The organism is bacterium, from assembly GCA_026398675.1.
GTDB lineage: Bacteria > RBG-13-66-14 > RBG-13-66-14 > RBG-13-66-14 > RBG-13-66-14 > RBG-13-66-14.
In genome coordinates this window covers 1-5,974 of sequence record JAPLSK010000364.1, presented here as the reverse complement: position 1 = coordinate 5,974, position 5,974 = coordinate 1, and the positions used below count along the sequence as shown (strand labels likewise).

4 protein-coding genes and 1 tRNA gene are annotated in these 5,974 nt (G+C 64.6%); 2 read left to right on the top strand and 3 right to left on the bottom strand.

The window, feature by feature from the left end:
- Positions 1-137: 137 nt before the first annotated feature.
- Positions 138-1,922, top strand: a complete 1,785-nt coding sequence (locus NTW26_11100) for a hypothetical protein (GenBank protein ID MCX7022798.1) — start codon at positions 138-140, stop codon at positions 1,920-1,922.
- A 364-nt stretch (positions 1,923-2,286) separates the two neighbouring features.
- Positions 2,287-3,795 carry a hypothetical protein gene (locus NTW26_11095; GenBank protein MCX7022797.1) on the top strand — a complete coding sequence of 503 codons (1,509 nt, stop codon included), beginning with the start codon at positions 2,287-2,289 and terminating at the stop codon, positions 3,793-3,795.
- Between the two features lie 263 nt (positions 3,796-4,058).
- Here NTW26_11095 and NTW26_11090 read toward each other — a convergent pair whose 3' ends face one another.
- The 3 genes from NTW26_11090 to NTW26_11080 all read right to left on the bottom strand — a co-directional run bounded on the left by NTW26_11090 (position 4,059) and on the right by NTW26_11080 (position 5,793).
- The gene (locus NTW26_11090) at positions 4,059-4,631 is read right to left on the bottom strand and encodes a hypothetical protein (protein MCX7022796.1); all 573 of its coding nucleotides are present in this window, start codon (positions 4,629-4,631) and stop codon (positions 4,059-4,061) included.
- A 122-nt stretch (positions 4,632-4,753) separates the two neighbouring features.
- Positions 4,754-5,563, bottom strand: a complete 810-nt coding sequence (locus NTW26_11085; protein ID MCX7022795.1) for a zinc-ribbon domain-containing protein — start codon at positions 5,561-5,563, stop codon at positions 4,754-4,756.
- A 153-nt stretch (positions 5,564-5,716) separates the two neighbouring features.
- Positions 5,717-5,793: transfer RNA gene (locus tag NTW26_11080), tRNA-Pro, on the bottom strand.
- Positions 5,794-5,974 lie beyond the last annotated feature (181 nt).

Here is a 5,974-nt window from a genome sequence, read left to right as displayed (position 1 = left end):
GGGGCCGCCGACGTGCTGGTCATCGAGACGCCGGGGGGCGGGGAGCTCCTGGTCCCCTTCGTCCGCGCGGTCGTCCTCGCGGTGGAGCCCGACGTCGGGAGGGTCGTAATCCGGCGCATGGAGGAGGAAGAGGTCAAGTGATCAACAGGTGCGGTCCGGTAATTCTGGTCCTCTGCGCGCTGGCGGCGGGCGCTCTCGCCGACCCGGCCACCGATTTCTACGCCGAGAAGGCCCGCCAGCTCATCTACGCCGACGCCTCCCTGGGCACGCCGTCGGAGTACGAGGCCCTGGTATCGGCGCTGCGGAACTCCCGGTTCGCCGACGCCGCCGCGCAGCTCCAGGCCATCCTCGATCGCGGTTTCGGCACCCTGCGCCAGCGCGTGGCTCTGGCCTTCTGCCTGGCCGCCGCCGGGAACCACGCCGCCGCCCTGGAACGCTTCACCGCCGAGACGGGCGTCCCACCCGACCTCCAGCTCGGCCTGGCCGAAGCCTTCTGTCTGCACATGCTGGGGCGCTCCGCGGAAGCCGCCGCGGTTTTCATCGAAGTCGCCGAGGAGAGCCCCTACCCCCAGGAGAGATTCCAGGCGGCCTGGAACGGTCTGGTGGATTACCACGACGCCGCCATGTCCTTGGTCCTGTCCCTCGAAGACCCCCCCGTGCCCGCCCTGGTTTACGAATATAGGAACGCCTACGACGCGGTTTCCGGTAACTTCCCCTTCGGTGACCTGGTCACCCCCCGGGAGAGGGCGGTGGCGGACCTGACCGAGGTCCTGGTCCTCTACGGTCTCTACGAGCCGGCGAAGGACCTCTGGCTGGAGGCCTACCAGAGCGACGCCCTGCCCGATTACGGCGGCGAGGGGGTCATCAGCCGGGCCTACGCGGCGGTGAAGCTGGCCGATCTGGAGCGCATCCGGGGGCGCTACTCCGACGCGAGCACCTGGTACGACCTCACCCTGGAAATCCCCCAACCCGTGGGGCCGATCAAGCTCTACGCCGAGGCCCAGCTCGAGGCCCTTCAGCTCATCCAGAGCGGCGAGATAACCGAGGCCGTCTACCGCGGGGAGCCCGTCTCCGAGGAGGAGAGCCGTGAGGGTCGCCGGCGGATAGACGAGCTCCTCGCCTCCGGTGAGACCGGTCCCAATCTCCTCGCCGCCGCCGAGACGGCCTTCATCCGCATGGTGGACGTGGATCTCGGTCTGGATCTCCTGGCGCGGGCCAAGGAGGCCGGGGCCAACCCGTCGCGGGTGGCGGCCATGGCCGGTGCCGCGGGCACCGCCCTGGAGAGGGCGGACCGACTCGAACCCGCCGTGCGGGCGTACGAGCTGGCCTGGAGGGCCCAGCTCGACTCCGGCCGCTTCGTGATCTACCTCCAGGCCCGGATGAACCTGGCCAAACAGAAGGGCGAGCTCGAGGAGGCGGTCTGGGACGCCATTGACCTGTTGAACATGGGGTTGGGGGATGACCACCTCCTGGCCTTCGGGATGGTGCTCTGCGACCTCGGACGCGAGCTGTCGAACGCGGATTACCTCTGGCGGGCGGTGGAGCTGGGGAACCGGATGACGGGCCCGGAGCGGCTCCCCCTCCTCTTGGCCGCCGCCGACGCCTTCAGCCTTTACACCAAGAACCCCGTGGACTACGAGCACCTCTTGCACGTGCGCAACCGGGCCGTGGTGGCCATGGCCGAAGCCTACAACATCGCCGACGACCTCCAGCGCATCGAGGTCCGCGTCCTCTCCGGACGGGTTTACGCCGACTACTTCCGGGCGGCCTACGCCGACGATCCCACGGGGGCCGAGGTCAGCCGCGAGAACGCCCGGAAGGTCTGGTCCATCGCCCGCGAGGGCGCCCTGGAGGCAGGGGATACGGACACCGTGGAGTGCATAGACGCCCTGACGGCGGAGCTGGCCGGCGTCTCCCCCTGACCGGCGCACCCTTGACAACCCACAACCGCACCGATAAGATACACCAAGTTCGCTCTTAAAGAACCCGCCCAATCCCCTAGGGAAATTCCCACGCCACCCGCGGAAAGGTGGCGGACCCCTTGGGCTTGGCGGGGAACCGTCTCCCACTCTCCGACGTATCCATCCAACGGCCGCCAGTCACGCAAACAACCCGGCTGAGCGCCACAGGCTTTTTTACGGCGTCAGGTGGGTCGGGCATGGCGGGAAGGCCCCGCGAACCGAGCGAAGCGAGCTATGCCCCCGGCACACCGAGCTATGCCCCCGGCAAAAAACTAATGACCGTCCGGCACGATCCCGCGCCTGGGACGGTTCCGAGGAGGTTCCGATGGGGAAGTGGTTCATAATCATCGCGGCCGCGCTCCTGCCGATCGCCGTATCAGCCCAGGAGACCGATGGCCCGCTGGCCATATCCACCGATACCGACGTCGCCACCCCCAGGATGACGAAGTGGCTCGTCTTCGACCTGGACATGACTTACGACTCCAACGAGGAGGTCTACGTGGGGCCGGACGGCATCCCCGCCAAGCGGCTCGTCAAGTGGATCGGCGCCGGCATCGCCATCGCCATCAACTTCGATCTGATGCAGTGCTCAAACCTCTGGATGGTGGAGCGGAGCGAGCTTTTAAAGAACTTCCAGGACCTCTACATGATCCGCTACAGCCTCGACCCGGACAGCGCCCAGGGCGAGGCCAAGCTAGACCTGGTTTCCCTCGATCCGAACTACGCCAAGGATCTGAACCGGGCCTTCAACGCCGACTACATGATAGTGGGCTCCTTCGACAAGCCGTCGGTGGATGAGGTCTACGTCAAGCTCCGCGTGCTCACCGCCGACGAGCCCTTTACCGAGGTGGCCGTCTTCGAGCGCACCGGTCTTTACGAGGAGCTGCCCACCCTGTGCCGCGATCTCTCCCACGACATCATGAACGAGTTCGGCCTCTACGAGCGTCCCGGCACCGAGAGCTACTGGGCCGAGCCCATAACCAACAACCTGGATGCCTTCCAGTGGCTCGGAAGGGCCATCTCCGCCGGGCACTCGGGCAAGATGATATCCTTCTTCGACGAGGCGATGTCCGTTGACCCCAACTTCTACATCACCCTGGTCGAATACGCCAAGGTCCTGTACTTCGAGAAGAACTTCGAGACGGCCTTCGAGCTTTTGGACAAGGCGACCGGCCTCAAGCCCGGCGTGCAGCTCGGCTGGCTCCGCCGCGGCAACGCCTACTTCTTCGCCGCCAGCCAGATAGAGCAGAACATAGATTACCTCAACGACCCGGACCTGGCCCCCGAGGGCTGGACCCTGGGCACCGAGGATTACATCAAGTTCTCCACCGACCCCGCCCTCGTCGAGAATTACTTCGACATGGCCCTGGAGTACTACAAAAAATCCGTGGAGGTGGACCCGGGCTTCGTCTCCGGCTGGGTGAGCGTGGCCGAGACCTGCGAGCGCCTCTCCGGCCTGTACACCAAACAGGCCGCGGCGTCGGCGGACCCCACGGAGGTCGGCAATCTCACCGCCCTTTCCGAGGCGTACGCGAAGCAGGCTCTCGATACCTGGAGCCACATCCTGACGGTCACGGACCTCTCCGACCGGGCGTACCAGAAGGTCGCCCTCTCCCTGTGGGAGGTTGACAACCCCAAGGCCCTCCAGTATTTCCTCCGGTCGGTGCAGGTCAACCCCCGCAGCCAGGTGTCCGTAATCAACGGCGCCATCCTGGCCGACGGCATGAAGGATTACGCGGCGCTCAAGGTCTTCGTGGACGCCTACTTCAGTTGGGCCGACGAGACCAACAAGTACTGGGACCGCTTCCTGGATTATTCCATGAATGTGAACTGACCTCCGGGAGATACCGGCGCTGTCCCTTTGGCCCAGGCGATCCCGCCATTAAAATAAATTGAAGTGACGGTCTCGAGTCGCCGGGGGCATTACTTCGCTTCGTTTTGCAGGCGGCATTAATCAGCTTCGCGCTTTTTTACCGACGGCATTAAATCCGTTTCGATTCGAGGGGGCTTTCCGAGGCCCCCCTTTTTTCCCTTTTGCCGGTGATTCACCACGATCCCTCCTTTTTCCGGGAACCCGTTTTCTGATATAATGCTTTCCTAATTAAGGCTGGTGGCCCGTTCTGTCCGCGAAGCGGCCGGGAGGGGCGCGCGCGCCGCGGCAGGGGGGATACCGCTGAAATGATCGAGGCCGTCATCTTCGACCTGGACGGCGTCTTGGTGGACTCCGAACCGCTCCAGTTCGAGGCCTACGCCGAGATTCTGGCCGGATACGGTCATAACCTCACCCGCGAGGATTTCATCGAGAATTGGATCGGTCAGGGGAGACTGTCGGATCACCTCAAGCGGTACGGCATCGAGACCCCTGTCGAAGAAATACGGCGGGCGAAGAACGAGCTCTACACGAAGTTCATCCGCGACCGGATGAAGTTGCGGCCGGGCGTCGAGGGGCTGGTCCGCCGGTTGAGCCGGGAGATGCCGGTGGCCCTGGCCTCTAGCGCCCATCCCGACTCGGTGAACGCCGTATTGGACCGGTTCGGGCTCCGCCCTTACTTCGCGGTCGTCCTCACCTCGGCCGACGTGTCCAACAACAAGCCCGATCCGGAAATCTACCTGCGGGCGTCCGAGAGGCTCGGAGTGCCGCCGGCGGGCTGCCTTGGAGGCGTAGCTCACTTCGTTCGGTTTGCCGGGGGCATAGCGCGGTTCGCCGGGGGCGTAGCTCGCTTCGCTCGGTTTAACCCCTTGAGTCAAAAAAAGGGAGCCGAGGGGGCTCCCTTCGTTTTTCTTGCGGCGGTTCAGCGCCCCGGCTCGATGCCCAGCAGGCGCAGGACGGTGGCGCCGGCGAAGCCCAGCACCCCCAACAGACCGGCGATGCTGGAGATGATGAGGAACACCTGGGGCAGGTCGTACATCAGGAACCCCAAGCTCAACAGGGTTCCGACACCTGAGACGATCGTGAACGCGGCGAACACCAACAGGGCGAAGGGGACGACCTTGGAGGAGATCGCTTCGAGCTTGTTATCGGTGAAAATCATCGAAATCTTCAACAGCATGAACCCGACGCCGCCGAGAACGGCCCCGATCAGGACCTGAAAGATGAACCAGCCGAAGCCGCCCATGCCGCCGGGGATGAGCATCAGTATCCCGGCAAGGGCTATCCCGCCGCCCACCAACAGTACCTCAAGGTCGGAAAGCAGGTCCTTCATCTGTTCCTTGAAGATGAAGCCCATCGCAACCATTCCGCCGCCGAAGAGGATGCCGAGCACGGATTTCGCCGCTCCGTAGCCATAAATGCGCGGCGTCAGGTAACCCACGACTCCGGAAATGGGCACGCTGAAGTTGGTGAAGGCGATGAACAGCAGCCCGAGGAACCCGAGCGAAAACACGATCCGGGCCCATCCGCCCTCGTCCAGTTTCGAGACCGTCAGGCCGGGTTTGGCCTCCGTTTTCAACGGTTGCGCGGCGGGCCGCGCGGGTGCGGCGGCCGTCGGCCTTGGCTGCCCGGTGGAGTCCGCCGGGGTCGGCGTCTGCGTCACCGGATGACCGCATTTCGGACAGTAGTTCGCGCCCTCGGAAACCTCGCCGCCGCAATTCGGACAGAACATATCCCTTCCTCGATGTAAAAGATCCCCCCCGCCTGCCAGGGGATTTCTAGGCGTCCCGTTCGGCGGAATTCTATGATTAAAGGGCGGCGCGGTCAACGTCCATCGGTCCCGCGTCCCCGCTTTCCTGCAAAGAGGGGGCCTGTTAGGCCCCCCTGGTCGGGGTGAGAGGATTCGAACCTCCGACCACCTGAACCCCATTCAGGTGCGCTACCAGGCTGCGCTACACCCCGGGAGCTTGAAGCTCCACACTTAGTCGCGACGGGAGTCTGTTTCAGTTCTAAAGGCTACTGCCGCGAGCGACGCCGGTTTACTTTTACAGGTTTCTTAGCTGTAGGGGCAGGGCTCCGCCCCCGCCCGCGGGCGACCGCAGAGGACTCGTCCTACGGGTCGCCCCTACGGGTCTGTTCCGCG